1 pseudogene is annotated in these 260 nt (G+C 79.2%); it reads right to left on the bottom strand.

Annotation, left to right across the window (positions count from 1 at the left end):
• Nucleotides 1–260, bottom strand: a pseudogene (locus tag AC0I8G_RS26000) (SGNH/GDSL hydrolase family protein); the annotation flags it as partial.

Here is a 260-nt window from a genome sequence, read left to right as displayed (position 1 = left end):
GTCGTTGGCCCCGGCCTGCAGGAGCACGACGTCCGGCGCACCGAGGCGGGGTCCCTCGTCCGCCGCGAGCCGGCGCAGGACGGAGTCGACGTCGGTCGACGGCGCCCCGCCGCTGGCCCGCTGCACCACGTCGGCCCCGCCTGCGGGCGCGAGACCGTCGGCGACCAGGTCCGGGCAGGGGGTGCAGCCGCAGACGTCTCCCGCCGGCACGGACTCGCCCAGGGACAGCAGGCGCAGGGGCGCGGAGGACGAGGCGGCGT

The organism is Kineococcus sp. AC630, from assembly GCF_979255925.1.
This window is presented reverse-complemented; position numbering and strand designations above follow the sequence as displayed.